The organism is Halorubrum sp. AD140 (assembly GCF_034497445.1).
Taxonomy (GTDB): Archaea; Halobacteriota; Halobacteria; order Halobacteriales; family Haloferacaceae; genus Halorubrum.
Genome location: NZ_JAXRUU010000290.1, coordinates 1 through 1,112, shown reverse-complemented (window position 1 = coordinate 1,112; position 1,112 = coordinate 1). Strand labels below are relative to the sequence as shown.

The 1,112-nt window shown below is 66.9% G+C and carries 2 protein-coding genes; one reads left to right on the top strand and one right to left on the bottom strand.

Annotation, left to right across the window (positions count from 1 at the left end; genetic code table 11):
* Positions 1-22: 22 nt before the first annotated feature.
* Positions 23-742 (bottom strand): helix-turn-helix domain-containing protein, encoded by a 720-nt coding sequence (locus U4E84_RS18275; RefSeq protein WP_322533483.1) that lies wholly within the window; start codon positions 740-742, stop codon positions 23-25.
* Positions 743-926: 184 nt separating this feature from the next.
* Here U4E84_RS18275 and U4E84_RS18270 point away from each other — a divergent pair, with 184 nt between their 5' ends.
* The gene (locus U4E84_RS18270; protein ID WP_322533482.1) at positions 927-1,091 is read left to right on the top strand and encodes a hypothetical protein; all 165 of its coding nucleotides are present in this window, start codon (positions 927-929) and stop codon (positions 1,089-1,091) included.
* The last annotated feature ends 21 nt before the right edge of the window (positions 1,092-1,112 follow it).

Here is a 1,112-nt window from a genome sequence, read left to right as displayed (position 1 = left end):
TCGGCCGTGGGGGGTGCGGCGGTCATGCTTGTTGGTCCGCGAATCGTTTCGCTAACTCGGCGGTCGCGCGTCGAAGCCGGTACGACACCGTCGAACGCGGCTGTTCGAGCTCCGCCGCGAGCTCGTCGAGCGTCACGCCCCGCGGCGTCTCGAAGTAGCCCCGATCGACCGCGAGCAGCAGGGTCTCGCGCTGTTCGGCGGGGACGTCCGGTCGGGAGAGCAGCTCGCTCTCCCAGTGGTCGACCTCGGTCAGGTGTTCGAACGAGAAGGACAGTCCCTCACCGAGCTTCGCGGACAGCGTGTCGTACAACAGCCCGATCTTCGAGTCGTCCTGTACCAACACGCGCCACCGGACCGTATCGCCGGACCGCGTCTGTTCGAAGAGGACGCCCCCGTCGACGTACCTCGCCGTGATCAGCGGCACGGACTCGCAGTAGTCCACGTCGGAGACGTACGTGTACGTCACTCGCCGCCGCTGTTCGCGGGTCAAGAGGCTCGTCGCGCGCTCCGAGCGACAGGCCCGGGCGCTGATCGACTCGCGGTCGACGGACTCGTCCAAGAGCAGCTCGTCGACGGCGTCGAGGTCGGCCGCGTCGCCGGTCACCGATTCGAGCTTCCACAGCTCCGCGGGGTCGAGACACGAGTAGGTCGCCTCCGACCGGAGGGACTCGCGGTCGATGAACAGGTCGACGTACTCGTCGGCGCCGGGTTCGTAGGTTACTGTGAAGGTGAAGTCGTACATCTGACGGTGAACTCGCTCGTTTCCTCTGTCTCGGTTCGCGACCGAGCGGTCGCGGTCGACCGCGTTTCGGCGGAGAGCTGGCTCTCGACAACGTGGTTGATATGGACTCGACGCACTTACGTTGTAGCGTACGGTGCGATCACGTTCGACTCGCGGAATCCCGACCGCGCTCCGAAGCCGTCTCTTGGTACCCGCGTTCGTCGCGCTCGTCGCCGGGGTCGGGGGTATCGCGTTCGGACTCGCCCGCGACGACGCGGTCACCGCGCTGGGCGCGCTGTTGTTCCTCCCGAGCGCCGCGCTGCTGTTCGGCATCGTCGCCAAGCGCCACGGACTCGGATCGGTCAGTTAGTCGCGTCGGCGAGCGGACTGA

What these genes read in the sequence shown, in the direction of transcription:
- U4E84_RS18275 (WP_322533483.1), bottom strand. Translation starts at nt 742, where the DNA reads ATGTACGACTTCACCTTCACAGTAACCTACGAACCCGGCGCCGACGAG.